Origin of the sequence: Micromonospora sp. NBRC 110009 (assembly GCF_030518795.1) — a bacterium.
Lineage (GTDB): Bacteria > Actinomycetota > Actinomycetes > Mycobacteriales > Micromonosporaceae > Micromonospora.
Genome location: NZ_CP130427.1, coordinates 1,394,316 through 1,418,240 on the forward strand (window position 1 = coordinate 1,394,316; position 23,925 = coordinate 1,418,240).

Sequence of the window (23,925 nt, forward strand, 5' to 3'; positions counted from 1 at the left end):
CTACGCGCTTCTCAGTCCACCCCGGCCAACTGCTTCGCCCGGGCGAACACGTCGTCCAACATCGCTGGTGTCAGCCGTCCGGTGAAGGTGTTCTGCTGGCTGACGTGGTAGCAGCCGAGCAGATCCGGCGCGGACGTGCCGGACCAGTGTGCCCCATGACCGAAGGCCGGGCGCGGAGTGGGCGGCCGCCGGCCGTACACGTCGCGCAGGACCGGCCACCACGCGGCCCAGGCGAACGCGCCCAGCGCGACCACGACGCGCAGCGTGGGCCGGATCAGCGCCACCTCGCGGTGCAGCCAGGGCGCGCAGGTGTCCCGCTCCGCCGGGGTGGGCTTGTTGTCCGGCGGCGCGCAGCGCACGGCGGCGAAGATGCGGGTCTCCCGCAGGGCGAGGCCGTCGTCGACGGACACGCTGGTCGGTTGGTTGGCCAGCCCGGCCCGGTGCAGCGCCGCGAAGAGCACGTCACCGGAGCGGTCCCCGGTGAAGATGCGGCCGGTGCGGTTGCCGCCGTGCGCGGCGGGTGCCAGGCCGAGGATGGCGATCCGCGCGTCGGGCGGGCCGAAGCCGGGCACCGGTCGCCCCCAGTAGTCCTGGTCGCGGAAGGCGGCCCGCTTGGTCCGCGCCACCTCCTCCCGCCAGGCGACCAGGCGCGGGCAGGCGAAACAATCGCTCACCGCGCCGTCGAGGTCGGCCAGGTCGGTCGCCCGCGCGGCGCGGGCGACCACCTCGGCAGGGGTACGGGGCTCAGCCAAGCTTGGCCCGGAACAGTTCCAGGGTGCGCGCCCAGGCGGTCGCGGCGGCCCGCTGGTCGAAGTGCTCCGGCCGGTCCTCGTTGAAGAACGCGTGCGCGGTGCCCGGGTAGTCGTACGTCTGGCAGGAGCCGCCGGCCGTCTCGATGGCCCGGCGTACGCTCTGCACCCCCTCGGCGGCGGAGGTGCCGTCCGCTTCGGAGCAGTGGATGAGGGCGGCCTTGCCCGCGTAGTCCGACCAGTCGGTGCGCATGCCCTCCCAGGGCAGCCGCGGGTAGAAGCCGGCGGTGGCGACGATGCGCTCGGAGAACGTCCCGGACCAGAGGGCCAGGCTGGCGCCGGCGCAGAACCCGGCGCAGCCGATCTTGTCGGCGACCTCGGCGCGGCCGGCCAGGAACTCCGCCGCGGCGGCGATGTCCGTGGCCGCCTCGTCCATCTGGGCGCTGTTCAGCATCTGCCGGGGCTCACTCGGCTTGCTGGCCGGGCCGCCGTGCCGGAAGTCCGGGGCGAGGGCCACGAAGCCGGCCTCGGCGAAGCGGTCCACCACCGCCCGGACGTGAGGCACCAGGCCCCACCAGTCCTGGATGACGATGACCGCCGGGCTGGCCGCACCGCCGGAGGGTATCGCGAGATACCCCTCGCTCGTCCCCCCGTTGCCGGTGAAGCTCACCATCTCGCCCATTGGCCCGTCCTCCTAGCGGTCAGTCATCGTTGGCTGGTCGCCCAGTGGGTGTTACGTGCCGGTAGCCTGCCACGCGCGCCACGGCCCGGGGAAGACGCGCGACGAGTGGGATTCACCTCCCGTTCGCCCGGTGGACGAGACAGAGCAGATAGCCGTCGCCGTCCCCGCCGACCCGGTAGAGCACGTACCCGTCGTCGTCGGGACGGAAGTACGGCTCGCACGCGTCCGCCGAGCGCTCCCGCGCCGCCGTCGCGTCCTGCACCCGACCGACCACGGCGTACGCGGCGTCGGCGGCGGTGCACGGGACGACCCGGGGGTCGTCGGCCGCCCTCGCCTCGGCACCGGCCACCCGGGGCAGTCCGGCCACGCAGTCGCCGACCTTCGCCTCGGCGGTGCCGTCGACCGTGACGAACACCTCGCGGAGACTGCCGCCCGCGCCGACCTTGATGGCCAGCCCCGCCAGCAACGCGGTCGCGACGCCGAGCAGGAGCACGAGCACGCCCAGCACGGCGCCGGCGCGGGACGGGGCGGCCGGCTCCGGGGCCGGCCCGACGAACGGCTCGGTGGACGGCTCGACAGGCAGTGGCGCTTCGGTCTCGGGCCGTGGGGGCGCCAGGGTCGGCGGCTCTGACACGGGGGGTCCTCTCGCACGGGTCGATGAGCGAACGACACCGTAGCGGCCGGCATCGGGGCGCGCTGCCCCTCCCCCCGACGGTCGGTCCATCGTGGACCGGCGGAGGGGCGCCCGCCGGTCGACGGGCGCCCCTCCGCGCAGGTTCAACGGGTCGCGGTCGGCTCCGGCACCGGGGCGGTGGGCGACGTGGCCGGCGGGGAGGCGGTGGGCGCCCCGCCGGGGAGGGCGGACGGGCTCGCGGTCGGCGCGGCGGTGGCGGGCGACGCGCTCGCGCTCGGCAGCGCCGGGGGCGCGGACGGCCGCGGCGGCGCGAAGGGGGCCCGCTCCGGGCAGTACGGGTAGACGTTGTGGGGCGGCGGCACGGCCCCGCTCCCGTCGACGCAGGTGGGCCAGCCGAGCCGGATCGGCACGCCGTTCTGGTCGAAGAGGCGGGCGTTGGTCACCAGCCGACCCTGCTCGTCGTAGACGAAGACGTCCTCGATGGAGTCGTAGGGGTTGCCGACCTTCACCTCTTCGTAGTAGCCGTGCCGGGCGGCACGCCCGTCCAGGTTGCCCATCAGGACCAGCCCGAAGACGACCAGCACCAGGGTGCCCAACCGGGTCAGCCGACGCGGCCAGCGCCGCAGGTGGTCGGTGTTGCGGCCGAGCGCGATCGAGGCCAGCACCGCGGCCACCACGAGGAGGACGCCGAGCACCGCGCTCTGGAACGGCCGGGGCAGCAAGGTCAGGCCCCCGCCGGTCATCGCCCCGAGCAGCGCCGCCGCCAGGTAGCCGCGCAGCACCCACCAGGCCGGACGCAGCAGGCGGAGGAACTCGCCGGCCGACGCGTACCCGAGGATGGGGCCGAGCCGGGCGTCGAGCGCGGACAGCCGGGCGCGGGCCCGGTGCCGGGCGGCGGCCAGCCGGCGGTCGAGGGAGGACCGCCGGGCCGTGCCGTCCGCGCCGGCGGCGGCCCGCAGCTCGGCCGCGTACGCCTCCGGCTCGCCCAGCCGGTCGACCAGCGTGCCGTCGGTCTCGGCGGCCACCTCGGCGAGGTGCTCCGGCAGGTCCTCGGTCAGCTCGTCGCGGACGTCGGGTGCCAGGTCGGCCAGGGCCGCGCGCACCCGGTCGACGTAGTCCGCGATCTCCTGCCCAGTGACGGTCATGCCGCCATCCCCCGATCGTCGAGCAGAGCGTTCATGGTGGTGGCGAAGGAGCGCCAGGTCTTGCCGGAGCGGGCGAGCTGGTCCCGGCCGGCGGCGTTGATCGCGTAGTACTTGCGGTGCGGGCCGGACTCGCTCGGCACCACGTACGTGGTCAGCAGGCCGGCGGCGAAGAGCCGGCGCAGCGTGCCGTAGACCGACGCGTCACCGACCTCCTCCAGGCCGGCCTCGCGCAGCCGCCGGAGGATGTCGTAACCGTAGCCGTCCTCGTCCTTGAGCACGGCGAGTACGGCCAGGTCGAGCACGCCCTTGAGGAGCTGTGTCGTATCCACGCTTGACACGGTACTGCGGATTGCGCAGTACCGTCAAGAAAACAGTAGTTCTTCCCCCTCGTGTCGGTCGTAGGGTCGGGGCATGTCGTGGAGCAGCTACGCCTCCTTCCTGGTCTTCGCCACGGTGCTGATCCTGATTCCCGGGCCGGACTTCGCCGTGGTAACCCGCAACACGCTGGCCGCCGGCCGCCGCCGCGGCCGGTGGAGCGCAATCGGGGTGACCGCCTCGAACGCCGTTCAGGGCGGGGCCGCCGCAGCCGGACTGGGCGCGCTCGTCGTCCGCTCCCAGCCACTGTTCGAGACGATCCGCTGGGCCGGCGTGGCCTACCTGCTGTACCTCGGCGTGCAGGCCGGGCGGTCCGCCTGGCGCGGCACGTACCCGCCGCTGGCCGGCGACGCCGCCGGCGCGCCCGGTCAGGCCATCACCGGGTTCCGGCAGGGGTTCCTGTCCAACATCACCAACCCCAAGGTGCTGGCCTTCTACCTGGCCGTGCTCCCGCAGTTCGTCGGCGGCCCGGCACCGCTGGCGGTGCTGCTCGCCTACGCGCTCAGCCACGCCGTGCTCGGCCTGGCGTACCTGCTGGTGCTGGTCGGGACGCTCAACCGGGCCCGCGACCTGCTGTCCCGCCGGCGGGTACGGCGCTGGCTGGACGGGCTGACCGGGGTGGCCCTGCTGGGCTTCGGCACCCGCCTCGCCACCGAACGCGCCTGAGCAGCGCGGCGGCGGTCGACTTTAAGTTTCGCTTATGAGACCTGCTCCTCGTCGAGGATGATCGGTACCTTGCCCGGATGCGACACTTCGGCACCGTGATCGCCGCGGCCATCGTTGGTCCGCTGGCCTGGATCCTCTTCGCCCTCGGCCAGGACCGGTCGGAGCAGGCATTTGCCGCCGCCCAGAAGGGCGGTGCGCTGGACAACGGCGATTTCGTCCGACCCGCACTGGTGCTGGCCGGCGCCGGGATCGTGCTCGGGCTCATCGCCACGCTCCGGTTCTCCCCGCTGGGCGCGGCACTGACCGGGCTGGTCTACTCGGCCTCCTACCTGGGTCTGCTGGTCAGCCCGACCACCGTGATGAGACTGCTCGACCACAAGCTGACCGTGAGCGGCCATCAGGTCGACCTGGCGGCCCCCCTCCGGACCGGGACGACGTTGCTGGTCGGCTCACTGCTGCTCGTCGGGGTGGTGAGCGTCCGGCGCTGGCAGCGGTGGCCGCAGCCCGCGGCCGACGCTTCCGCGGCGCTGCAACCGGACGACATCATCCCGCCCGCGACGCGACCGGACCGCCCGCTGGGCGTGGACGGGCTGGGGCTGGGCACGCCGCACAGCAGCGCGCCGGAACCGGAGCTGATCCGGGCCGGCCGCTCGGACCAGGCAGGCGGTACGGACTGGGCTGGTCGTTCCGACTGGGCCGGGCTGCTGTCGGGCGGCTCCGGAAGCCGGCAGGGAGGATCGTCGGGCTCGCCGCGCCAGCCGTCGAGGTGAGGACGGCTCGGTGGGCCGGCGGGGAGGTCTGAGTCGGCTCACCGCCGGCTGCCGTCGGCCCCGTCCGCAAGGCTCCAGCGGCGGCGATCTCGTCCAGGCCGGGCGGTCGCCGTGCAGGTGGCGCTCCGTCATCCGGACGCAACCAATGTCCATCGAGGTCGCCGCCTAGACCCCGCCCTTGCGGGTGTGACCTCGGTCGAGCCGCCGCCGAGGTAGACCATCAGGTACGGCGGTTCGGCGTCGGCTGACAGGCCACGGACCGCCTGTCCAACGTCACCAGCCCGAAGGTGCTGGCCCTCTACCTGGCCGTGCTGCCGCAGTTCGTCGGCGGCGCGGCGCCGATCGGGGCGCTGCTCGCCTTCGCGCTCAACCACGCCGTGCTCAGCCTCGCGTACCTGCTGGTCCTGGTCGCGGCGCTGGACCGGGCCGGAGACCTGCTGTCCCGGCGAGCGGTCCGGCGCTGGCTGGACGGGCTTACCGGCGCGGCGCTGCTCAGCTTCGGCGCCCGCCTCGCCGCCGAGTGCACCTGACACGCGGCTAGTCGTGGCTGCTGGGTCACGTTGATCACCGCGCCGTTCGGTCGCGGACGAAGAACCGGCGCAGCCCCCACGGCTCGTCGGTCAGCGGGTAGACGATCTCGGCCCCGGCGGCGACGCAGCGGGCATGCACGTCGTCGAGGTCGTCCACCTCGATCGACACGTCAGCGTGGACGCCCGAGTGCGCCGAGTCTCTGCCCATCGGAGGTATACCGATTGCTATACTCGTCCTCATGGTGGCCGGCGAGTGGGATGTTTACCTCGTCAACGAGGTGCGGCAGTGGATGGGGACACTCGACGGCAACACCTATGCCCGGGTCGTGCAGGCAATCGATCTCCTCGCGGAGCACGGCCCCGGTCTCGGACGGCCGCTGGTCGACACCATCCGCGGCTCGGCCATGGCGAACTTGAAGGAACTGCGGCCCGGCAGCGTACGTATCCTCTTTGCGTTCGATCCGTGGCGTTCGAGCATCCTGTTGGTTGCCGGCGACAAATCTGGCCAGTGGAAGACGTGGTACCGCGAGGCAATCCCGCTCGCGGAGCACCGCTATGAGCTCTACCTGAAGGATCGGGCACGAGAGGAGGGGAAAGCATGAGCGACTACACGCGGTGGCAGGACATCCGCGCTGAGCACGTCGCACGTGCCGGCGGGGAACAGGCGGTCGAGGCAGGCAAGCAGGAACTCCTCGCCGAGGTGATCGGTCACCGGCTGGCCGAGGTACGCCGTGCCCGAGGGCTGACCCAGCAGCAGGTGGCGGACCGGATGGGCGTCACCAAGGGCCGCGTCTCCCAGATCGAACAGGGCAAGATCTCCGGCCAGGAGGTGGTGGCCCGCTTCGCCGCCGCCCTGGGTGGCCGGCTCCACCAGGCCATCTACTTCGACGACGGAGACATCGCCGCCATCGCCTGAGCCGACGGCGTGTCCGGCCTCCGATCCGTCAGGAGCGCGGAAGGCCCCGATACGCGTCCAGCCAGACCCAGTCACCGGGGTAGGTGGCCAGATCGGCGAGGCAGTAGTCGAGAGCGTCCGGCAGGGTCTTCGTGTCGACGCGGATCATGACATCGACCTGCCGCCGCCCCAACTCGTCCATGAGCAGCTCGATGTCGATCACGCCGTGCCGCCTCAGGCCAGGGACCAGGCGATGCCGTCGAGGATGTCGTGCTCGGAGGCGACCACCGAGGACATGCCGGCGCGCTCCATGATCACCCGGAGCACCAGGGCCCCCGCGCCGATCACGTCGGCCCTTCCGGGGTGCATCACCGGGATGGCGAGCCGCTCCTCGCGCGTCTTCGCCAACAGGTCGGCGGTGACGTCGGCGACCTGCTCGTAGGACACCCGGGCGTGGTGGATGCGCGCCGGGTCGTACTCGCGAAGGCCCTGCGCGATGGCGACCACGGTGGTGACCGACCCGGCGAGGCCGACCAGGGTGGCCGCCTCGCGGCCCGGCACGACCGCCAGCGCGCGGTCCACCGCGACGGCGATGTCGGCCTGCGCGGCGGCGATCTCGTCGAGGCCGGGCGGATCGCCGTGCAGGTGGCGCTCGGTCATCCGGACGCAGCCGATGTCCATCGAGACGGCGGCCTGGACGCCGCCCTCCCGGGTGCCGACCACGAACTCGGTCGAGCCGCCCCCGATGTCGACCACCAGGTAGGGCGGCTGCGCGCTGGCCGCCAGGCCACGCACCGCGCCGGTGAACGAGAGCCGGGCCTCCTCGTCGCCGGTGACCACCTCGGGCGCCACACCGAGGGTCTGCTCCACCATGGCCCGGAAGTCGGCCGCGTTCGCCGCGTCCCGGGTGGCCGAGGTGGCACACATCCGTACCCGCTCGGCACCCAGCTTCTCGATCTCCGCCGCGTAGTCGGCGAGCGCCACCCGGGTCCGCTCGATCGCCTCGGGGGCCAGCCGGCCGGTCTTGTCGACCCCCTGACCCAGCCGGACGATCTCCATCCGGCGGGTCACGTCCACCAGGGCCGCCTCCGGCCCGGCGGACGGGTCGGGCAGGTCGGCGACCAGCAGTCGGATCGAGTTGGTCCCGCAGTCGATGGCGGCCACGCGCGTCGTCACGGCTGCCACCCTACGGCAGCCCGCTGGGCCGGACCCGACGGTCGCAGGCCCGGCGGGGCCGCCGACGCACATGGGATCAGAGGCGCAGCAGCATCCGGGTGTTGCCGAGGGTGTTCGGCTTGACCCGTTCCAGGTCGAGGAACTCCGCCACACCCTCGTCGTACGAGCGGAGGAGCTGCTCGTAGACCGGCTGTGGCACCGGCGCGCCGTCGATCTCGCGGAAGCCGAAGGCGCCGAAGAACCCGGTCTCGAAGGTCAACACGAAGATCCGGGCCACCCCCAGCTCGCGGGCCGCGTCGATCAGCTCGCCGACGATCCGGTGCCCGATCTTGTGCCCCCGGCAGTGCGGGTCGACCGCCACCGTCCGGATCTCGGCGAGGTCCTCCCACATCACGTGCAGCGCGCCGCAGCCGACCACCGTGCCATCGGGGGTCACCGCCACCCGGAACTCCTGCACGTCCTCGTAGAGGGTGACGGTGGCCTTGCTGAGCAGCCGCCGGTCGTCGGTGTAGGTGTCGACCAGCCCCCGGATGCCGCGCACGTCGGAGGTGCGGGCCCGGCGGACGGTGATCTCGCGGGTGGTGGTCATCTCACTCCGCCGGTGGGACGTCCACGCACGGGCCGGTGGCCCACCACTTCTCCACCAGGGCGAGGGTCTCGTCGCCGAACGGGTTGACGCCCGGCCCGGCGGCGAGCGCGTGCCCGAGGTGCACGTGCAGGCACTTCACCCGCCCCGGCATGCCGCCGGCGGAGATCCCGGCGATCTCCGGCACCTGGCCGATCGCCTCCCGGCGGGCCAGGTAGTCCTCGTGCGCGGCCCGGTAGCGGGCGGCCAGCTCCGGGTCCTCGGCGAGCCGCTCGGCCATCTCCTTCATCAGCCCGGCCGACTCGAGCCGGCTGCACGCCGCGGTCGCCCGCGGGCAGGTCAGGTAGAACAGCGTCGGGAAGGGCGTGCCGTCGGCCAGCCGGGGCGTCGTCTCCACCACGTCGGGCAGGCCGCAGGGGCACCGGTGGGCCACCGCGCGGGTGCCGCGGGGCGGGCGCCCGAGCTGCGCGGCCACCGCGGCCAGGTCGGCCTCGGTGGCCGGTTGCCGTTCCGGCGGGGGTACGGAATCCGCCGCCGGGTCCTGCGGTGGTACGACGCTCACGGTGCCTGTCTCTCGTCCGGTGCTCACTTGTCGGGGCGTTCGGCGTTGGCCGCCTGCACGCTCGACCACAGGGTGTCGTACCAGGGGTCGGGCGGTTTCGGCGGCCCCGGCTTCGCGCCCTTGCCGGCGTCCTTCGCAGCCCCCTCCGGGTCGGAGAGCACCACCAGCAGCGTCTCGCCGGGCCGCCCCATGAAGAAGCGTTCCCGGGCCTGGGTCTCGACGTACGCCGGGTCCTGCCACTTGGCCGCCTCGGCGGTGAGGTCCTCGATCAGCTTGCGCTGGTCGGCCTGGGACGCCTCCATCCGCTCGATGTCCGTCTGCTGGTCGAGGTAGACGCGGACCGGATAGGTGTACGCCAGGGCGAGCGCGATCAGCACCGCGAAGAGCACGGTGGCGCGCCCGGTGAGGCGCCGGGGTTGGGGTGCGGTGAGCCGCTTGACCGTGCCGCCCGCGGCGGTACGCCGGGCGGCCGCCGGGCGGCTCGCGGAGCGTACGCCGTCGGTGGCGCGGGCGGCGCCGGGTGACCGGCCGGTGGCGCGCGGCTCGGCGCGGACGCCGCCGTCGCGGCCCGACGACCGGGCCCGGGCACCGCCCGCCCGGCCGGCCTGACCCGGCCGACGGGCGGGACGCTGACCACCCGGTGTGCGGCGCTGCTGCATCGTCACACCCCTCCCCGGGAGCTTGCGGCTCAGGCCGAACGGTAGCGCGGGAACGCGCCGGCGCCGGCGTACCGCGCCGCGTCGGCCAGCTCCTCCTCGATCCGCAGGAGCTGGTTGTACTTCGCGACCCGGTCGGAGCGGGCCGGGGCGCCGGTCTTGATCTGGCCGCAGCCGGTGGCGACCGCCAGGTCCGCGATGGTGGTGTCCTCGGTCTCGCCGGAGCGGTGGCTCATCATGCACGTGAAGCCGGCCCGGTGGGCCAGGTCCACCGCGTCCAGCGTCTCGGTCAGCGAGCCGATCTGGTTGACCTTCACCAGCACCGCGTTGGCGGCCTTCTCGGTGATGCCCCGGGCGATGCGCTGCGGGTTGGTGACGAAGAGGTCGTCGCCGACGATCTGGATCCGGTCGCCGAGCGCCGCGGTCAGGGTGGCCCAGCCGCTCCAGTCGTCCTCGGAGAGCGGGTCCTCGATGGACACGATCGGGTAGTCGCCGACGAGCTTGGTGTAGTAGTTGCTCATCTCCTCGGCGGTCTTCGCGCTGCCCTCGAAGGTGTAGGTGCCGTTGTCGAAGAACTCGGTGGCGGCCACGTCGAGGGCGAAGACGATGTCGGTGCCGAGCCGGTAGCCGGCCTTCTCCACGGCCTCGGCGATCAGGTCCAGCGCGGCGGCGTTGGTGGGCAGGTTCGGGGCGAAGCCGCCCTCGTCGCCGAGACCGGTCGACAGGTCCTTCTTCTTCAGCACGGACTTCAGCGCGTGGTAGACCTCGGCACCGGAGCGCAGCGCGTCGCGGAAGGTGGGCGCGCCGATCGGCGCGATCATGAACTCCTGAATGTCGACGTTCGAGTCGGCGTGCGCGCCACCGTTGAGGATGTTCATCATCGGCACCGGCAGCAGGTGCGCGTTCGGGCCGCCCAGGTAGCGGAAGAGGCTCAGCTCGGCGCTGCCCGCGGCGGCCTTCGCCACGGCCAGGGAGACGCCGAGGATGGCGTTGGCGCCCAGCTCGGCCTTGTTGTCGGTGCCGTCGATTTCGATCATCTTCTGGTCGATCAGCCGCTGCTCGCTGGCCTCGTACCCGATGAGCTGGTCGACGATCCTGTCCTCGATGTTGGCGACCGCCTTCTCGACACCCTTGCCCTGGTAGCGGTCCTTGTCACCGTCGCGCAGCTCGATCGCCTCGAAGGCGCCGGTGGAGGCGCCGGACGGCACCGCGGCGCGGGCGATCGTGCCGTCGTCGAGCCCGACCTCGACCTCGACCGTCGGGTTGCCCCGCGAGTCCAGGATCTCCCGGGCGACGATTCCCTCGATGGTTGCCACTGAGTCGCTCCTCGTTTGTGTGTTCCGGTCCGGTATGGGCCGCGACGGTGCGGCTGAGGCAGGTGTTGAACGCAGCGTATCGGTCGGCGGTCGCCCGCACGCCCGTCGGGGCGGTCCCGGCCCCGGGCGACACGGACATTCCCGGATTCTCGGGCCTCAACCGGCAACCGGTTTGCGAGACGTTGCGTGAATCGACAAGGCTGGGCACCATGCCCGCCGCCTCGACGACTCTCCGCGTGCTCGCCGCCTCGGTCATCACGTCGCTCTCGGTCACCGGCTGCCAGGCCCTCGACGACGCCGGCGTCGCGCTCGGGCGGGCCGACCTGGTCAACGACCTCGCCTCCCGGATGGACCGGGCGCTGGAGCAGACCTGGGCCGCCGACTACCAGCTCCCCGGCGGCCGGAGCGCCTCGATCGCACAGACCACCGACCCGCTGCGCTCCGCGTACACCTGGCCGGACGGCAAGATCACGGTGACCCAGGAGGCGGTGACCCGGTGCGGGAACGCCGGCGGGCGTACCTCCTGCGAGGTGTCGCCGCCGGTGCTGACCGCCGGCAGGCCGTCGGTGATCGTCTACGCCGAGGCCCGCAAGCACGGCCTGGTCACTCCGCCGGCGGTGATCCGCCTGCTCACCGAGGCCGCCCTCGACCCCGAGGCCGTCATCGACGAGACCGACACCACCCTGGCCGGGCACCACGCGACCTGCGTCGACGTCACCCGCTCCGGGGACCGGTTCACCGCCTGCGTCACCACCGAGGGGGTGCTGGGCAGCTTCACCGGCACCCTCGACGGGAAGCCCGCGGAGGCCACACTGAGCCGCTACACCGACACCGTCGAGGCGGCCGCCTTCAACGTGCCGGCCGGGGCCGGCGTGGTCGACCGCCGCCCGGCCACCTCGTGACCCGGTCCGGGCCGACCGGTCCGGGCGGCTTCGTCCCGGGTGCCGGCCGGAGCCGACCGCCGTCGCCCGACGACCTGGCCCTGCCGGTGGCCGGGCGCAAGCTGCTGACCGGCCCGGCCGGGCACTTCCCCCGGATCGGCGAGCTGCCCGCCGGCCTCGACTGGGTGCCGGTCGGCACGCTGGCCGGGACTCCCGCGTGGGCCGCCGAGGTCGCCGACGCCGAGGCGCTGCCGGGACGCTGGCGCGGCTGGCGGGGCATCGCCGCCGAACTGCCGGAACCGCTGGCCGCCCTCGCCGGGCGGGCACTCGCCGTGGTCACCTGGCGGCGTACCCACCGGTGGTGCGGGGCCTGCCGGGCCGAGCTGGCCGACGTGCCGGGCGAGACCGCGCGGCGCTGCCCCGACTGCGACCTGACCGTGTTCGTGCCGCTCTCCGTCGCCGTGCTGGTGGCCATCACCCGCTCCGGCCCGGACGGCGGCCCCGACGAGCTGCTCCTGGTCCGGCACGCGTACGGGCCGACGGACCTGTGGGCGCTGGTGGCCGGGTTCGTCGAGGCCGGCGAGTCGCTGGAGGCGGCCGCGCACCGGGAGGTCGGCGAGGAGGTCGGGCTGACCATCGGCCGGCCCGCCTACGTCGACAGCCAGCCCTGGGCGATGTCAGGCCCGAGCACCCTGCTGGCCGGCTTCACCGCCGCCGCCACCGACCCGCACGCCGAGCCGGTCGTCGACCCGAAGGAGCTGACCCAGGCGCGGTGGTTCCCGATGGACGCGCTGCCGGTCGAGCTGCCCCCGGCGTACTCCCTCTCGCGCTGGCTGATCGACGCGGTCGCCGCCCGCGCCGCTTCCCCTCGGTGAGAAGGGCGTCCTTCTCTACCGGAGGCGTTAACCGGGGGCCCCTCCTTACAAGCCCAGCAGGGTGCGGAGGTGGCGCGGGGGCGGACAGTCGTGGGACAGCATCGCGTCGTGCCAGTCGCGCACCGAGACGTCGTCGGGGCGGGCGCGGGCGATGTCGGCCAGCTCGCTGTAGCCGACGAAGTAGGTGGAGAGCTGGGTGGAGGTCAGCAGCGCCCGCCGCCACTTGCCGGCCGCCTCACCCTCCTCCTGGAAGCCGCGCCCGGTCATCAGCGCCATCGCCTCCGCCTCGGGCAGGTCCTCGCCGTGCACCAGCTGGTCGAGCAGCGCGTTGATGGTCATCCGGAGCTGCATCTTGAGCTGCTGGAGCCGGACCGGCAGGCCACCGAAGCCGAGACCGGCCATCAGCTCCTCGGTGTAGACCGCCCAGCCCTCGACGAACACCCCCGACTCGGTGAGCCGCCGGACCCGGGTGGGGCCCGCGTACCGGCGGGCGTGGGCGAGCTGGAGGAAGTGGCCCGGCATCGCCTCGTGCACCGTCAGGTTGCGGATCATGTGGTCGTTGTACTCGCGGTAGAACGACTCGACCCGCTGCGCCGGCCAGTCCGCCGGAGTGGGCGCGATGCAGTAGAAGGTCGGCACGTTCGCCGTCTCCAGCGGCCCCGGCGAGTCGCAGTACGCCACCGCCACGCCCCGGGCGAACTCCGGCATCTCCTGGATCACGCACGGGTCGTCCACCAGGCTGACCAGGTCGTGCGCGCGGACGAAATCGGTCGCCTCGTCGAGGGTGATCGAGGCCAGGTCCACGATAGTGGCGTCGTCGGGGTGCTCGGCGGCGAGCAGGTCCAGCGCCCGGCGGACGGTCGCGTCGTCGGCCGGGCCGCCGACCAGCTCGGCGGCCGCCTCCCGGATCTCGGCGGTGACCCGCTCCAGGTTGTCCCAGGCCCGGCGCTGAACCTCGGCGGCGCTCAGCTCGGTGTCGAGGGTGTGCCAGAGCCGCGCCTCCCAGCGCCGCCGCCCCAGCCGGGGGTCGCGCCCCGGGCCGGCGTCGGCGGACAGGCCCATCCGCAGCCAGGCCACGAACTCCTCCAGCGCGGCGATCGCCGCCGTGGCCGCCGGCTCGACCCGGTCGTACATGGCCGGCGCCTCGGCCAGCAGCCCCGGCAGCTCGTCGCGGATCAGCGCGGCCGTGCCGGTGAACTGGCCGACCGCCGTCTCGGCGTGGATCCGCGGCATGTCGCGCAGGGTGGCCCGCGCGGTGGCCAGGGCGTCCGGTACGGCGGAGAGCCGCCCGGTGAGACTCTCCAGCCGCACCTCGGCGGGGGCGAAGGGGCGGGCCAGCAGGGCGTGCAGCAGCGGGCCCGGGTTGTGCCGCAACGGGTCCCACTCGTGGGCCCGGATCTCGGTCGCCTCGAACAGCCCCCGGTCGACCAGGCTGCTCAGCAGCGCGTGGTCGACCCGCTCGTCGACGTCGAGCGAGTCCGGGTCGATCTCGGAGAGCGCGTCGGCCGCGTCCCGGAGCATCGCCTGGTCGGCGGCGAGGCCGTCGGCGGAGAGGTCGGGCAGTCGGTCGTCGTACCGGTGGTCCCCGGCGGACGTGGCCAGCCCGGGCCGGCTCTCCAGCAACGCCTCCACGATCCGCTCGGCAAGCGGCACGAACGCTTCCATGCGCACGACCCTACCGATCTTCCCCGGTCCGGACCGACCGCCGTGATCAAGAGATCGGCGTCGACCCGAACCTCCCGATCAACTCGGCTGGTCGGGGTGGGCGGCGCGGGCGGCGGCCTCGGCGGATCGGACGGCGTCGGCGTAGGCCAGGGCGGTGCGGCGGAGGGCGGCCTCGGGGTCGATGCCGGCCTGCCGCGCGGCGGCGACCGTGGCCAGCAGGCTGGCGCCCAACCGGGCCTCCGGGTCCACCTGGGAGTCGGCGAGCGGCGGGGGCACGGCCAGGCCGATCCGGGCGGCCCGGTCCAGGATCTTGGCGGCCAGAGCGAGGGCCGGCTGGCTCATCGCGATGCCGTCCAGCACCGACTCGCGGGTCTTCTCGGCCCGCTTGATCCGCTCCCAGTTCGCCTCGATCTCCTCGATCGAGCCGGCCTCGGCACCCGAGAAGACGTGCGGGTTCCGGCGGACCATCTTGTCGACCAGGTCGCCGGCCACGTCGTCGACGGTCCAGCGCTTCCCCTCGGGCAGCTCCTCGGCGAGCCGGGCGTGCAGCAGCACCTGGAGCAGCACGTCGCCCAGCTCCTCGCGCAGCGCGTCCGTGTCGTCCGCGCTGATCGCGTCGTACGCCTCGTAGCACTCCTCCAGCAGGAAGCCGGCGAGGCTGCGGTGGGTCTGCGCGCGCTTCCACGGGTCGCCGCCGGGGGAGGCCAGCCGGTCCATCACCTCGACCGCGTCGAGCAGCCGGGCGCCCGGCGGATCCCAGGAGCCGTACATCAGCTCCAGCTCGGCCAGGCCGGGCTGACGGGCCAGCCGCAGCCCCAGCTCCCGGGCCAGCGCCTCGTCGCCCGTCGCCCCGGCCAGCCAGACCGCCGTGCCGCGCGCCGCGACCGCGTCGAGCAACGCCTGCGTCGCGCCCTCGGTCACCACCGTGACCTCGGCGCCCGCCGCCCGGACCCGTCCGGTCAGCTCGCTCTCCGCGCCGGCCAGCACCGGCGCGGAGCGTACGACGTCCCAGGCGGCCGCGGTCAGCAGGCCGGCCGGCAGCCGGGGCGAGGTGACCAGCAGGACGATCCGCGCCGTCATGTTCAGGTGGTGGCCGGGCCGGTGGACGGGTCGGCCTCGGTGGAGTCGCTGACCTCCGGCTCCGGGGTGGAGATGTCCGTCACCTGATCCGCCCCGTCCACGTACGGCAGGTCGTACAGGCTGATGGTGCGCAGCTGGAGCAGGGCGGGGACGGCCAGCGCCGGGTAGCGCGGGTTGACCTGGACGTCCTGCCGATCCACCTCGGCCTTCAGCGCCTCGCTCAGGCCCACGACCGCCGACACCTGAGGGGCGATGGTCGGGTCGGCGAAGGCCTGACGCTGCTCCTCCACGGACCAGCCGGGCGGGGCCACGTTCGCCTTCACCAGCGCCTCGTAGACCGCGGTGCGGTCGACGTCGGACAGCTCCGCCTTCGGCAGCCCCTGGCCGAGCGCGTAGAAGACGTCGTACCACTCGGCGGCGAGCTTCGCGTACTCGGTGTCCGGCACATTGAGCGCCTGGCCGATGTCGGTCGCGCTGATGCCGTCGGCCAGCTGGAGGTGCTTCTCGGCGACGATCCGCTTGCCCAGGTCGAGACCGACCAGCAGGTTGACCACGTCCTGCCCGTCCAGGTCCAGCTGGCGCCGCTCGGCGGGCACCGTCTGGCCCTGCTCCTCGGCGGCCTTCACCACCGCGGCGTACGCCGTCGCGGCCTCGTCGCGGATGGCGTCGACCCGGTCGATCGAGTAACTGGTGTCCCCCACGTACACGGCGACGTCCGGCGCGGACCGGCCGCAGGCGGCGAGGGAGAGCACAGCGACGGCCGCGACGCTGGCGGCGGCGATGAGACGGCGAGCACGCATGACGGCCACTCTCTCACGCCCGGCAGGCGGTTGTGACGCCGCCCACCTCACCGCGCCCCCGCCCCGGCCGGCTGGGCCGTCGCCGGCTCCCCGAGGACGTCGGAGAGGAGCTGGGCGCACCACTCCAGCAGCGCCTGGTCGCGCAGCGGCTCGCCGCCCACCCGGCGGGTGCTCGGCCGCGGCACGCTGACCTGGTCGAGCGCCTGCTTGTAGACCGAGTCCGGGTGGTAGCGCTTGAGCCGCAGCTGCTTCGAGTCGGGCAGCGGCAGCGGGCTGAACCGGATGTGCTTGCCCTGCATGGAGACGTCGGTTAGGCCGTACCGGCGGGCCAGCAGCCGGAACCGGGCCACCGCGACCAGGTTCTGCACCGGGGCGGGCGGCTCGCCGTAGCGGTCGGTCATCTCGGCGACCACCTCGCGCAGCCGCTCGTCGTCGCGGGCCTCGGCCAGCTTGCGGTACATCTCCAGGCGCAACCGCTCCACAGCGACGTAGTCGTGCGGCAGGTGCGCGTCGACCGGCAGGTCGACCTTGACCTCGGCCTCCTCCTCCGGGTGCTCGCCCTTGAACGCGGAGACCGCCTCGCCCACCATCCGCACGTACAGGTCGAAGCCGACGCCCTCGATGTGCCCGGACTGCTCGCCGCCGAGCAGGTTGCCGGCGCCCCGGATCTCCAGGTCCTTCATCGCCACGTACATGCCGGCGCCCAGCTCGGTGTGCTGGGCGATGGTGGCCAGCCGCTCGTGCGCGTTCTCGGTGAGCGGCTTGTCCGCCGGGTAGAGGAAGTACGCGTACGCCCGCTCCCGGCCCCGGCCGACCCGGCCCCGGATCTGGTGCAGCTGGGCCAGGCCGAGCAGGTCGGCCCGCTCCACGATCAGCGTGTTGGCGTTCGGGATGTCGATGCCGGACTCCACGATCGTGGTGCAGACCAGGACGTCGAACTCCTTCTCCCAGAAGCCGACCATCACCTTCTCGAGCGCTTCCTCGCTCATCTGGCCGTGCGCCACCGCGACCCGGGCCTCCGGCACCAGCTCACGCAGCTTCCGGGCCGCCCGCTCGATCGACTCGACCCGGTTGTGCAGGTAGAAGACCTGGCCGTCGCGGAGCAGCTCGCGGTGGATGGCGGCGGCCACCTGCCGGTCGTCGTGCGCCCCGACGGCGGTGAGCACCGGATGCCGCTCCTCCGGCGGGGTGGCGATGGTGGACATCTCCCGGATGCCGGTGATCGCCATCTCCAGGGTGCGCGGGATCGGGGTGGCCGACATGGCCAGCACGTCGACCGACGCCCGCAGCGTCTTCAGGTGCTCCTTGTGCTCGACACCGAAGCGCTGCTCCTCGTCGATGATGACCAGCCCCAACTGCTTGAACCGGGTCGCCGACTGGAGCAGCCGGTGGGTGCCGATGACGATGTCGGCGGTGCCGTCGGCGACCATCGCCAGGGTCTGCTCGGTCTCCTTCGGCGTCTGGAACCGGGAGAGCTGCCGGATGGTGATCGGGAACTGGCTCATCCGCTCGGCGAAGGTGTTGTAGTGCTGCTGCACCAGCAGGGTGGTGGGCACCAGCACGGCCACCTGCTTGCCGTCCTGCACCGCCTTGAAGGCCGCCCGGACCGCGATCTCGGTCTTGCCGTACCCGACGTCGCCGCAGATCAGCCGGTCCATCGGGACGGTCTGCTCCATGTCCCGCTTGACCTCCTCGATGGCGGCCAGCTGGTCGGGCGTCTCCTGCCAGGGGAAGGCGTCCTCCAGCTCCCGCTGCCACGGGGTGTCCGGGCCGAAGTTGTGCCCCTTGGACGCCTTGCGGGCTGCGTAGAGCTGGATGAGCTGGGCGGCGATCTCGCGGACCGCCTTGCGCGCCCGGGCCTTGGACTTCTGCCAGTCCGAGCCGCCCATCTTGTGCAGGGTGGGCTGCTCGCCGCCGACGTAGCGGGAGAGCTGGTCGAGCTGGTCGGTGGGGACGAAGAGCCGGTCGCCGGGCTGGCCGCGCTTGCTCGGCGCGTACTCGATGACCAGGTATTCCCGGGAGGCGCCGTTGACGGTGCGCTGCACCAGTTCGACGTACCGGCCGATGCCGTGCTGCTCGTGCACCACGTGGTCGCCGGCCCGCAGCTCCAGCGGGTCGATGGTGTTGCGCCGCCGGCTGGGCAGCTTGCGCATGTCGCGGGTGGAGGTGCCCCGGCCGCCGGTCACGTCGTTGCCGGTGAGCAGCACGAACCGGGACGCCTCGTCGACGAACCCGGCGGTCAGGCAGCCGCAGGAGACCAGCACCTCGCCGGGGGCGGGCGCGGCCGGCACCTCCTCGGTGAGCCGGGCGCCCAGACCGGCGTCGCGGAGCACCTCGACGGCCCGCTGGGCGGGGCCGTGCCCCTCGAAGACCAGCGCGATGGACCAGCCCTCGCCGGCCCAGCGCTTGAGGTCGTCGACCACCCGGGCGGTCTCGCCGTGGTAGAGCGGGGCGGGCTGGGCGGCCAGGGTCACCGCGATGGCGTCGTCCGGGGTGACGTCGATCTCGGTGGACTCGTCCTCCCAGGGCTGCCGGGCCGGGGCGGCCGCCACCTCGACCAGGCCGAACGGGGCCAGGGTCCACCACGGCTGGCGCAGGGCGCGGGCCGCCGTGCGTACGTCGGCCAGGGTGCGGAAGGCGGCGGCGCCGAGGTCGACCGGGGCCTGGCCCCCGACGGCGGCCGCGGCCCAGCTGGCCTGGAGGAACTCCTCGGAGGTACGGACCAGGTCGTGGGCCCGGGTGCGGATCCGCTCCGGGTCGCAGAGCAGCACGTGGGTGCCGGCCGGCATGCAGTCGAGCAGCAGCTCCATCGAGTCGGCGCCGATCAGGGCCGGGGCGAGGGACTCCATGCCCTCGACCGGGATGCCCTCGGCCAGCTTGTCGAGGATCTCGGCCAGCTCGGGGTGCTCCTGGGCCAGCGCGGCGGCCCGCTTGCGCACCGACGGGGTGAGCAGCAGCTCCCGGCAGGGCGGCGCCCAGAGCTGCGGGACGCCCTCGATGGTGCGCTGGTCGGCGACCGAGAAGGTGCGGATCTCCTCCACCTCGTCGCCCCAGAACTCGACCCGGGACGGGTGCTCGTCGGTGGGTGGGAAGACGTCGAGGATGCCGCCGCGCACGGCGAACTCGCCCCGCTTGGTGACCAGGTCGACCCGGGCGTACGCCATGTCGGTGAGCCGGCGGGCGACCTCCTCCAGGTCCGCCTCGTCGCCGGCGGCGAGCTGCACCGGCTCGAGGTCGCCGAGCCCCTTGAGCTGGGGCTGGAGCAGCGACCGGACCGGCGCCACGACCACCCGCAGCGGGCCGGTGCGCCCGTGCGCGTCGGCCGACTCCGGGTGGGCGAGCCGGCGCAGCACGGCCAGCCGCCGCCCGACCGTGTCGGAGCGGGGCGAGAGCCGCTCGTGCGGCAGCGTCTCCCAGGACGGGAAGACCGCCACCTGCTCGGGCGGGAGCAGGCTGCCCAGCGCGGAGGCGAGGTCGTCGGCCTCGCGGCTGGTGGCGGTGACCGCCAGCACGGGCCGCCCGGCGCCCCCGGCCGGTTCGTCCGCGGCGACCGCGGCGACCGCGAACGGGCGCAGCGCGGCCGGGGCGGTGAGGTCGAGACCGTCGACCTGGGCGGCACCGGAGCGCGCCAGGTCACGCGCCCGGGCGAGCCCCGGGTCGGCCAGGGCGGCGGAGAAGAGTCCGGTGAGCATCAGTGATCACTTCCAGGAGATCGACGCACGGCGACGACCCCGCGTCCGGCCGGACGGGGGGTGCACCCTTCGAGACTATCCCGCGCCGGGGACAATCCGGGTGGCGCCGGGTAGCGCGCATGGGGGGAGGAACGATGCCGGAACAGGTCGGCAGCGATCCCAGGAGGCCCACCACCACCGCCCGGTGGCAGGTGCTGGGCGCGCCGCGCGGGATGCTGTTCTACCAGGTCAAGTGCGTCGTCGAGGATCCGGGCTGGCACGGGCCGACGCCCGAGGTCGGCCACCGGGTGTTCCTCGGCCGCGCCGGCACCGCCCAGGTGCGGCTCAACGGCCGGGTCAGCCTCACCGACGCCACCTCGATGTGGTTGACCCGACCGGGTGACGAAATGGCCACCAGCCACCCGCACGGCGACGGCGACGTCTACAGCTGCCTGGAGCTCGACCCGGAGGTGCTCGCCGCCCGCCCGGACACCGAGCAGTGGCTGCACCGGCGCGGCTGGTGGGGCAGCGCCGACGAACGGCTGGACCTCGACCACCGGATGCTGGTGGCCCAGTGTCGGCGCGGCATCGACCAGTTCGAGGTGAGCGAACGGCTGCACCGGTTCCTGGGCCGGCTGTTGAGCCGGACGCCGCTGGGCCCGGGCGAGCCGGGCGCGGAGATCGAACGGGCCGTGGGCCGGCGGCCGGCCACCCTGGCCGCTCACCGCCGACTGGCCGACCGGGCCCGGGAGGTGCTGGCCGGCTCCGACTTCCGGCTCGGGCTGACCGAGGTCGCCGAGCAGGTCGGTTGCTCGCCGCACCACCTGAGCCGGGTGTTCCAGCGGGTGACCGGCCAGAGCCTCACCGCCTACCGGAACCGGCTGCGGGTGCGGTCGGTGCTGACCGTGCTGGCCGACGGGGACGGGCCGCCACTGGGCGAGGTGGCCGCCGCGCACGGCTTCGCCGACCAGGCGCACCTGACCCGGGTGGTCCGGGAGCAGGTCGGGCACCCGCCGGCCCGGCTGCGCCGGCTGTTCGCCGCCCGGGACGGCGGCGCCGCCTGAGCGGCGTCGGTCACCCCGTCCGCGCACATTTCTTCAAGAAATCGCCCGGCTTGGCCTCGAGGATGGGTCGCGTCAGCCGGCGCGGGTCGCCGGTGACGACGGACGAGGGGTACGCGGGCCTGTTCGGGGAGGTCCGACGCCCCTCGCCGGGCCTTCGGGCGGCCCGACCGGGTACGCCCACGGAGGTGCCGTACTCCCCCCCGGTGCGGCACCTCCGCCGGCCCGGTCGCAGATCTTGACCCGCGGGCACCGGCATGGTGCGGTGGGCGCGTGACGGAACGGAAGCCAGCGCGGTTCGTCGAGTTGAGCCAGGTGATCACGGACGGGATGACCACCCTGCCCGGCTGGCAGCCGCCCCGGATCACCGACTGGCTGACCCGGGAGGCGTCCCGGTCGAGGTACGCCCCGGGCGTCGAGTTCCACGTCGGCCGGATCGACATGATCGCCAACACCGGCACCTACCTGGACGCCCCGGCGCACCGCTGGGCGGACGGCCCGGACCTCACCGGCGTCCCGCTGGACCGCCTCGCCGACCTGCCCGGGCTGGTGGTGCGGGTGCCCGCCGGCACCCACGCGGTGGGCCGGTCGATGCTCGCGCCGTACGCCGTGGCCGGGCGGGCGGTGCTGCTGCACACCGGCTGGGACGCCCACTTCGGCACCGACCGTTACGCCGGCCCCGACGCGCCCCACCTGACCGCCGAGGGCGCGGACTGGCTGGTCGAGGCGGGGGCGACCCTGGTCGGCATCGACTCGATCAACATCGACGACATGACCCCGGCCGCCGCCGGCGAGCGCCCGGCGCACAGCGCCCTGCTCGCCGCCGGCATCCCGATCGTGGAGCACCTGACCGGGCTGGCCGCCCTGCCCGAGGAGGGGTTCCGGTTCACCGCCGCGCCGCCGATGGTGGCCGGCATGGGCACCTTCCCGGTCCGCGCCTTCGCGATCGTCGACTGACCGCCCGGCTTCAGTAGCGCACCGAGATCCGGCGCTCGACCGCGTCGACCCGGATCTCCCCGCCGTACGGGATGATCAGCTGCGGGTCGGTGTGGCCGAGGTCGACGTCGAAGACGACCACCGCGTCCGGGTGGTAGGTCGCCAGCGCCTCGGTGATCGCCGCCCGCTGCGCCTCGCCCCAGGCCCGCCGCTCGTCGAGCGTGTGCGGCTGGTCGAAGTCCCACGCCTTCGGGCGGCCGACCACGATCGCCGGGAAGGCCGACAGGAGCCCGCGCTCGCCCATGTTGCGCACGATCCGGAAGACCTCCTGCGCCGCCGGCAGCTCGTTCGAGGTCTCGACGACCAGCACCGACCCGGCCAGTTCCGCGGTGGACGGGACGCGGTCGGTCGCCATCAGCCAGTGCAGGATCTCCAGGCACCCGCCCCAGGTGCGGCCCTGCACCACCCGGTCCGGCCCCTGCCAGCGCCAGCCCTCGCCGGGGAACATCACCGGCTCGTCGGCCAGCGTCGCCGGGTCCCGCCAGTCGCGTGGCTCGTCGCCCCACTCGGTCGCCGGGGCCAGCTCGTACCAGCCGGAGCTGAAGAGGGCGGCGCGCAGCGAGTCGAAGGTGACCGGGTTCGGCTTGCCGGACCGGCCGAGGTGCACCAGCACCGAGCCGCCGTGGTACGCCACCATCCCGAGCCGGTACAGGTGGTTGAGGATGTTGGTGTTGTCCGAGTACCCGTAGTAGGGCTTCGGGTTGGCCCGCAGCACCGCGTCGTCCAGATGCGGGGTGACGGTGATCAGGTCGTCCCCGCCGACGGTGGCGAGCACGGCGGTGATGCTCGGGTCGGCGAAGGCGGCGGTGAGGTCCCGCGCCCGGTCGCGCGGGTCGGCACCCATCACCCGGGTGGTCGGATATTCCACCGGCTCCAGGCCGAACTCCTCCCGAAGCCGGCGCAGCCCCAGCTCGTGCACGTGCGGGAAGAGCGCCGGCAGCCCGGCGGAGGGGGAGACCACGGCAACCCGATCGCCCGGTTTCGGCTTGGCGGGATAGCTCGGCTGCGTCATGATCCGACGCTATCGGTCCGGGCCAGCGATTTCCGCCCCGGAAACCCCCGAGCCGGGCAAATGCGGGCAATAGGCTGAGCCCGTGGAGGAGGCGGAGCGGGTCCTTCCGGTACGCGACTGGCTACCGCGCACCGTGGCGCTGCTGGTCGGCACGCTCGCCCTGGCCACCGCGTTCATCGCCGCCTACGTGGGGGCGCTGCACCAGCCCACCCCGCGCGACGTGCCCGTCGGGGTGGTGCTCGGCGACCAGCGCGCGCAGGCGGTGATGTCCGGCGTACGCGGCCGGACCAACAAGATCAAGCCCGTCGAGTACGACGACCCGGAGGCCGCCGCCGACGGGCTCACCGCCCGCGAGGTGTACGCAGTGCTCAGCTCCGGCCCGGACAACGGGCTGCGCCTCACCACCGCCAGCGCCTCGGCGCCGGCCGCCGCCGAACTGGTCACCCAGGTGTTCACCCAGGCGGCTCGGCAGGCCAACCTGCCGCTCCAGGTCAGCGACGAGGTGCCGGTGGAGCGAACCGACCCGCGCGGGCTGGTGCCGTTCTACCTGGCCGTGGGCTACGTGCTCGGCGGTTACCTGGCCTCCACCGCGCTGGGCCTGCGGACCGGCACCGCCCCGGTGAGCCTGCCCCGCGCCGGGCTACGGGTCGCCGCGCTCGCCGCGTACGCGGTGGTCCTGGGCATCGTCGGGGCGGCCATCGTCGGGCCGGTACTCGACGTCTGGCACCACGACATCCCTTCGGTCGCCGCGGTGGGCGCGCTGACGGTCTTCACCGCCGCGATGGTGGCCTCCGCGGTGCAGGCCTGGCTGGGCCTGCTCGGCACCGGCATCGTGATCCTGCTGCTGGTGGTCCTCGGCAACCCCGGCTCCGGCGGCATCTACGCCCCGGAGTTCCTGCCCGGCTGGCTGCGCGGGATGCACCGGTGGAACGTGCCCGGCCTGGCCACCGACCTGGTCAAGTCGGCTGTCTACTTCGACCGCCGGTCGATGGGCTGGCCCCTGACCGGGCTCGCCGGGTGGGCCCTGGCCGGGATCCTCGGGCTGGTCACCGCGACGGTCTTCCGCGCCCACCGCCGGGCCGTCCGCAGCCGGTCCCGCCCCGCCCCCGCCGGTGGGTCGCCCGCCGATGGCTGAGCCGACC

General features: G+C 73.8%; 27 protein-coding genes and 1 pseudogene. 10 read left to right on the top strand and 18 right to left on the bottom strand.

The features are described 5' to 3' along the window. Positions 1-11 precede the first annotated feature (11 nt). The 5 genes from Q2K19_RS06590 to Q2K19_RS06610 all read right to left on the bottom strand — a co-directional run bounded on the left by Q2K19_RS06590 (position 12) and on the right by Q2K19_RS06610 (position 3,539). Positions 12-725: a uracil-DNA glycosylase gene (locus Q2K19_RS06590; protein ID WP_302772301.1), complete on the bottom strand. Its 714-nt coding sequence runs from the start codon at positions 723-725 to the stop codon at positions 12-14. 19 nt (positions 726-744) lie between these two features. Next, positions 745-1,431, bottom strand: coding sequence for a dienelactone hydrolase family protein (locus Q2K19_RS06595; protein WP_302768444.1), 687 nt, complete (start codon positions 1,429-1,431; stop codon positions 745-747). 112 nt (positions 1,432-1,543) lie between these two features. Continuing rightward, positions 1,544-2,065 carry an LppU/SCO3897 family protein gene (locus Q2K19_RS06600; protein WP_302768446.1) on the bottom strand — a complete coding sequence of 174 codons (522 nt, stop codon included), beginning with the start codon at positions 2,063-2,065 and terminating at the stop codon, positions 1,544-1,546. Between the two features lie 143 nt (positions 2,066-2,208). Continuing rightward, entirely contained in the window at positions 2,209-3,210 is a 1,002-nt protein-coding gene (locus tag Q2K19_RS06605) for an HAAS signaling domain-containing protein (RefSeq protein ID WP_302768447.1), read from the bottom strand. After that, positions 3,207-3,539: a PadR family transcriptional regulator gene (locus Q2K19_RS06610; RefSeq protein ID WP_302768448.1), complete on the bottom strand. Its 333-nt coding sequence runs from the start codon at positions 3,537-3,539 to the stop codon at positions 3,207-3,209. Before Q2K19_RS06610 ends, Q2K19_RS06605 begins: the two co-directional genes overlap by 4 nt. An 82-nt stretch (positions 3,540-3,621) precedes the next feature. On the opposite strand from Q2K19_RS06610, the gene Q2K19_RS06615 reads away from it, so the two are divergent. Together Q2K19_RS06615 and Q2K19_RS06620 are read left to right on the top strand one after the other, a co-directional pair. Further along, positions 3,622-4,251: a LysE family translocator gene (locus tag Q2K19_RS06615; protein ID WP_302768449.1), complete on the top strand. Its 630-nt coding sequence runs from the start codon at positions 3,622-3,624 to the stop codon at positions 4,249-4,251. A 77-nt stretch (positions 4,252-4,328) separates the two neighbouring features. Continuing rightward, entirely contained in the window at positions 4,329-5,021 is a 693-nt protein-coding gene (locus Q2K19_RS06620; protein WP_302768450.1) for a hypothetical protein, read from the top strand. A 99-nt stretch (positions 5,022-5,120) separates the two neighbouring features. On the opposite strand, the pseudogene Q2K19_RS06625 reads toward Q2K19_RS06620, so the two are convergent. After that, a pseudogene (locus tag Q2K19_RS06625) lies at positions 5,121-5,284 on the bottom strand (Ppx/GppA phosphatase family protein); the annotation flags it as partial. A 24-nt stretch (positions 5,285-5,308) separates the two neighbouring features. Between Q2K19_RS06625 and Q2K19_RS06630 the strand changes: the two are divergent. Continuing rightward, positions 5,309-5,551: a LysE family transporter gene (locus tag Q2K19_RS06630; protein WP_302768451.1), complete on the top strand. Its 243-nt coding sequence runs from the start codon at positions 5,309-5,311 to the stop codon at positions 5,549-5,551. Positions 5,552-5,585: 34 nt separating this feature from the next. On the opposite strand, the gene Q2K19_RS06635 is transcribed toward Q2K19_RS06630, so the two are convergent. Beyond that, positions 5,586-5,759 carry a VOC family protein gene (locus Q2K19_RS06635; protein WP_302768453.1) on the bottom strand — a complete coding sequence of 58 codons (174 nt, stop codon included), beginning with the start codon at positions 5,757-5,759 and terminating at the stop codon, positions 5,586-5,588. A 31-nt stretch (positions 5,760-5,790) separates the two neighbouring features. Between Q2K19_RS06635 and Q2K19_RS06640 the strand changes: the two genes are divergently transcribed. Both Q2K19_RS06640 and Q2K19_RS06645 read left to right on the top strand, forming a co-directional pair. After that, the gene (locus Q2K19_RS06640) at positions 5,791-6,153 is read left to right on the top strand and encodes a type II toxin-antitoxin system RelE/ParE family toxin (RefSeq protein WP_302768454.1); all 363 of its coding nucleotides are present in this window, start codon (positions 5,791-5,793) and stop codon (positions 6,151-6,153) included. Next, positions 6,150-6,467, top strand: coding sequence for a helix-turn-helix domain-containing protein (locus Q2K19_RS06645; RefSeq protein ID WP_302768456.1), 318 nt, complete (start codon positions 6,150-6,152; stop codon positions 6,465-6,467). Before Q2K19_RS06640 ends, Q2K19_RS06645 begins: the two co-directional genes overlap by 4 nt. Positions 6,468-6,495: 28 nt before the next feature. Here the strand turns inward: Q2K19_RS06645 and Q2K19_RS06650 are convergent, their stop codons facing one another. The 6 genes from Q2K19_RS06650 to eno all read right to left on the bottom strand — a co-directional run bounded on the left by Q2K19_RS06650 (position 6,496) and on the right by eno (position 10,742). Further along, positions 6,496-6,669, bottom strand: a complete 174-nt coding sequence (locus tag Q2K19_RS06650) for a hypothetical protein (RefSeq protein ID WP_302768458.1) — start codon at positions 6,667-6,669, stop codon at positions 6,496-6,498. A gap of 11 nt (positions 6,670-6,680) precedes the next feature. Then, a complete protein-coding gene (locus Q2K19_RS06655) occupies positions 6,681-7,610 on the bottom strand; it encodes a Ppx/GppA phosphatase family protein (RefSeq protein WP_302772303.1) in 930 nt (309 codons plus the stop codon). A gap of 88 nt (positions 7,611-7,698) precedes the next feature. Next, positions 7,699-8,211 carry an amino-acid N-acetyltransferase gene (locus Q2K19_RS06660; RefSeq protein ID WP_302768460.1) on the bottom strand — a complete coding sequence of 171 codons (513 nt, stop codon included), beginning with the start codon at positions 8,209-8,211 and terminating at the stop codon, positions 7,699-7,701. 1 nt (position 8,212) lies between these two features. Further along, the gene (locus Q2K19_RS06665) at positions 8,213-8,770 is read right to left on the bottom strand and encodes a DUF501 domain-containing protein (protein WP_302768462.1); all 558 of its coding nucleotides are present in this window, start codon (positions 8,768-8,770) and stop codon (positions 8,213-8,215) included. A 23-nt stretch (positions 8,771-8,793) separates the two neighbouring features. Continuing rightward, positions 8,794-9,429, bottom strand: a complete 636-nt coding sequence (locus tag Q2K19_RS06670) for an FtsB family cell division protein (protein ID WP_302768464.1) — start codon at positions 9,427-9,429, stop codon at positions 8,794-8,796. 29 nt (positions 9,430-9,458) lie between these two features. Continuing rightward, entirely contained in the window at positions 9,459-10,742 is a 1,284-nt protein-coding gene (eno, locus tag Q2K19_RS06675; protein WP_302768467.1) for a phosphopyruvate hydratase, read from the bottom strand. Between the two features lie 209 nt (positions 10,743-10,951). Here eno and Q2K19_RS06680 point away from each other — a divergent pair, with 209 nt between their 5' ends. Both Q2K19_RS06680 and Q2K19_RS06685 read left to right on the top strand, forming a co-directional pair. Further along, positions 10,952-11,644: a hypothetical protein gene (locus Q2K19_RS06680; RefSeq protein WP_302768469.1), complete on the top strand. Its 693-nt coding sequence runs from the start codon at positions 10,952-10,954 to the stop codon at positions 11,642-11,644. Then, the gene (locus Q2K19_RS06685; protein ID WP_302768470.1) at positions 11,641-12,498 is read left to right on the top strand and encodes an NAD(+) diphosphatase; all 858 of its coding nucleotides are present in this window, start codon (positions 11,641-11,643) and stop codon (positions 12,496-12,498) included. The genes Q2K19_RS06680 and Q2K19_RS06685 overlap by 4 nt, the downstream gene beginning before the upstream one ends. A 45-nt stretch (positions 12,499-12,543) precedes the next feature. Here the strand turns inward: Q2K19_RS06685 and Q2K19_RS06690 are convergent, their stop codons facing one another. The 4 genes from Q2K19_RS06690 to mfd all read right to left on the bottom strand — a co-directional run bounded on the left by Q2K19_RS06690 (position 12,544) and on the right by mfd (position 19,735). After that, positions 12,544-14,163 (bottom strand): DUF885 domain-containing protein, encoded by a 1,620-nt coding sequence (locus tag Q2K19_RS06690; RefSeq protein ID WP_302768473.1) that lies wholly within the window; start codon positions 14,161-14,163, stop codon positions 12,544-12,546. A gap of 78 nt (positions 14,164-14,241) precedes the next feature. Next, positions 14,242-15,243 carry a nucleoside triphosphate pyrophosphohydrolase gene (locus Q2K19_RS06695; protein ID WP_302768475.1) on the bottom strand — a complete coding sequence of 334 codons (1,002 nt, stop codon included), beginning with the start codon at positions 15,241-15,243 and terminating at the stop codon, positions 14,242-14,244. Positions 15,244-15,245: 2 nt separating this feature from the next. Continuing rightward, on the bottom strand, positions 15,246-16,043 hold the full coding sequence (locus tag Q2K19_RS06700; RefSeq protein ID WP_302768478.1) for a hypothetical protein: 798 nt from the start codon (positions 16,041-16,043) through the stop codon (positions 15,246-15,248). A 47-nt stretch (positions 16,044-16,090) separates the two neighbouring features. Continuing rightward, entirely contained in the window at positions 16,091-19,735 is a 3,645-nt protein-coding gene (gene mfd / locus Q2K19_RS06705) for a transcription-repair coupling factor (RefSeq protein ID WP_302768481.1), read from the bottom strand. Between the two features lie 134 nt (positions 19,736-19,869). Between mfd and Q2K19_RS06710 the strand changes: the two genes are divergently transcribed. Both Q2K19_RS06710 and Q2K19_RS06715 read left to right on the top strand, forming a co-directional pair. Continuing rightward, positions 19,870-20,778: a helix-turn-helix domain-containing protein gene (locus Q2K19_RS06710; RefSeq protein ID WP_302768483.1), complete on the top strand. Its 909-nt coding sequence runs from the start codon at positions 19,870-19,872 to the stop codon at positions 20,776-20,778. A gap of 270 nt (positions 20,779-21,048) precedes the next feature. Continuing rightward, positions 21,049-21,732: a cyclase family protein gene (locus Q2K19_RS06715; protein ID WP_302768484.1), complete on the top strand. Its 684-nt coding sequence runs from the start codon at positions 21,049-21,051 to the stop codon at positions 21,730-21,732. A gap of 10 nt (positions 21,733-21,742) precedes the next feature. Here Q2K19_RS06715 and Q2K19_RS06720 read toward each other — a convergent pair whose 3' ends face one another. Further along, a complete protein-coding gene (locus Q2K19_RS06720; RefSeq protein ID WP_302768486.1) occupies positions 21,743-22,783 on the bottom strand; it encodes a S66 family peptidase in 1,041 nt (346 codons plus the stop codon). Between the two features lie 82 nt (positions 22,784-22,865). On the opposite strand from Q2K19_RS06720, the gene Q2K19_RS06725 reads away from it, so the two are divergent. Continuing rightward, positions 22,866-23,918 (top strand): ABC-2 transporter permease, encoded by a 1,053-nt coding sequence (locus Q2K19_RS06725; RefSeq protein WP_302768488.1) that lies wholly within the window; start codon positions 22,866-22,868, stop codon positions 23,916-23,918. Positions 23,919-23,925: the final 7 nt, after the last annotated feature.

What these genes read in the sequence shown, in the direction of transcription:
- Q2K19_RS06595 (WP_302768444.1), bottom strand. Translation starts at nt 1,431, where the DNA reads ATGGGCGAGATGGTGAGCTTCACCGGCAACGGGGGGACGAGCGAGGGG.
- Q2K19_RS06605 (WP_302768447.1), bottom strand. Translation starts at nt 3,210, where the DNA reads ATGACCGTCACTGGGCAGGAGATCGCGGACTACGTCGACCGGGTGCGC.
- Q2K19_RS06615 (WP_302768449.1), top strand. Translation starts at nt 3,622, where the DNA reads ATGTCGTGGAGCAGCTACGCCTCCTTCCTGGTCTTCGCCACGGTGCTG.
- Q2K19_RS06620 (WP_302768450.1), top strand. Translation starts at nt 4,329, where the DNA reads ATGCGACACTTCGGCACCGTGATCGCCGCGGCCATCGTTGGTCCGCTG.
- Q2K19_RS06635 (WP_302768453.1), bottom strand. Translation starts at nt 5,759, where the DNA reads ATGGGCAGAGACTCGGCGCACTCGGGCGTCCACGCTGACGTGTCGATC.
- Q2K19_RS06640 (WP_302768454.1), top strand. Translation starts at nt 5,791, where the DNA reads ATGGTGGCCGGCGAGTGGGATGTTTACCTCGTCAACGAGGTGCGGCAG.
- Q2K19_RS06645 (WP_302768456.1), top strand. Translation starts at nt 6,150, where the DNA reads ATGAGCGACTACACGCGGTGGCAGGACATCCGCGCTGAGCACGTCGCA.
- Q2K19_RS06660 (WP_302768460.1), bottom strand. Translation starts at nt 8,211, where the DNA reads ATGACCACCACCCGCGAGATCACCGTCCGCCGGGCCCGCACCTCCGAC.
- Q2K19_RS06670 (WP_302768464.1), bottom strand. Translation starts at nt 9,429, where the DNA reads ATGCAGCAGCGCCGCACACCGGGTGGTCAGCGTCCCGCCCGTCGGCCG.
- Q2K19_RS06680 (WP_302768469.1), top strand. Translation starts at nt 10,952, where the DNA reads ATGCCCGCCGCCTCGACGACTCTCCGCGTGCTCGCCGCCTCGGTCATC.
- Q2K19_RS06690 (WP_302768473.1), bottom strand. Translation starts at nt 14,163, where the DNA reads ATGGAAGCGTTCGTGCCGCTTGCCGAGCGGATCGTGGAGGCGTTGCTG.
- Q2K19_RS06695 (WP_302768475.1), bottom strand. Translation starts at nt 15,243, where the DNA reads ATGACGGCGCGGATCGTCCTGCTGGTCACCTCGCCCCGGCTGCCGGCC.
- Q2K19_RS06700 (WP_302768478.1), bottom strand. Translation starts at nt 16,043, where the DNA reads ATGCGTGCTCGCCGTCTCATCGCCGCCGCCAGCGTCGCGGCCGTCGCT.
- mfd (WP_302768481.1), bottom strand. Translation starts at nt 19,735, where the DNA reads ATGCTCACCGGACTCTTCTCCGCCGCCCTGGCCGACCCGGGGCTCGCC.
- Q2K19_RS06710 (WP_302768483.1), top strand. Translation starts at nt 19,870, where the DNA reads ATGCCGGAACAGGTCGGCAGCGATCCCAGGAGGCCCACCACCACCGCC.
- Q2K19_RS06720 (WP_302768486.1), bottom strand. Translation starts at nt 22,783, where the DNA reads ATGACGCAGCCGAGCTATCCCGCCAAGCCGAAACCGGGCGATCGGGTT.